The organism is Lysobacter arseniciresistens ZS79, assembly GCF_000768335.1.
GTDB classification, from domain to species: domain Bacteria; phylum Pseudomonadota; class Gammaproteobacteria; order Xanthomonadales; family Xanthomonadaceae; genus Novilysobacter; species Novilysobacter arseniciresistens.
Map to the genome: position 1 here is coordinate 1 of NZ_AVPT01000081.1, position 820 is coordinate 820.

1 protein-coding gene is annotated in these 820 nt (G+C 67.1%); it reads left to right on the forward strand.

What is annotated here, in order from left to right; all coding sequences use genetic code 11:
- Window positions 1–154 precede the first annotated feature (154 nt).
- Window positions 155–820: outer membrane beta-barrel protein (locus tag N799_RS14065; protein WP_036214000.1), on the forward strand; the 666-nt coding region annotated here is incomplete at its 3' end.

Consider the following 820-nt stretch of genomic DNA (forward strand, 5'->3'; position numbering starts at 1 on the left):
GAAGCCCGGCCCCGTGCCGGGCTTCGTTTTTTGCGGGTGCCCCGCGCTGTACATCATCCTGAATGTGTATGATTCCGCCGTCCGGCATGGCGTTCGTGACCGTTCCGGCTTTCTCACGACGGATTGTCCGTATCTTTCCCCGAAGGAGTTCCCCATGAAGATTCGCCTGTTGAGCACCGCGTTGCTGGCCGGGCTGGCGCTCGCCTCGACCGCCAATGCCCAGGAGTTCGACGACCGCTGGTACCTGACCGGCTCGGCCGGTTTCAACCTGCAGGACAGCGCGCGCGGTACCAACGATGCCCCGTTCCTCGCCCTGGGCGTCGGCAAGTTCATCAGCCCGAACTGGTCGATCGACGGCGAGCTGAACTACCAGAACCCGAACTTCGATGCGAACCAGGACCTCAACTGGAGCCAGTACGGCATCTCGTTCGACCTGCGCCGCCACTTCCTGGCCGAGGGCCGCAACTGGGCGCCGTACGCCGTGATGGGCCTCGGCTTCCAGCGTTCGGAAGAGGAGTACGACGCGTTCCCGAGCACCGATTCCCCGGGTGAGCGCGAGGACGGCAACCTGGCCGCCAAGCTGGGCGTCGGCCTGCAGGGCGCGATCAACGACAACGCGATGATCCGCACCGAGCTGGCCTACCGCGCCGACTTCGACGACCAGTCGGTCGCCAATCCGAGCGAGAACTGGTTCGGTGACATCCTCGCCAGCGTCGGCGTGGTGATCCCGCTGGGCGCGAAGGCCGTGGTGGCACCGCCGCCGCCGCCGGCCGCCCCGGCCGCTCCCAACTGCGCGGACCTGGACGACGACGGTGACGGC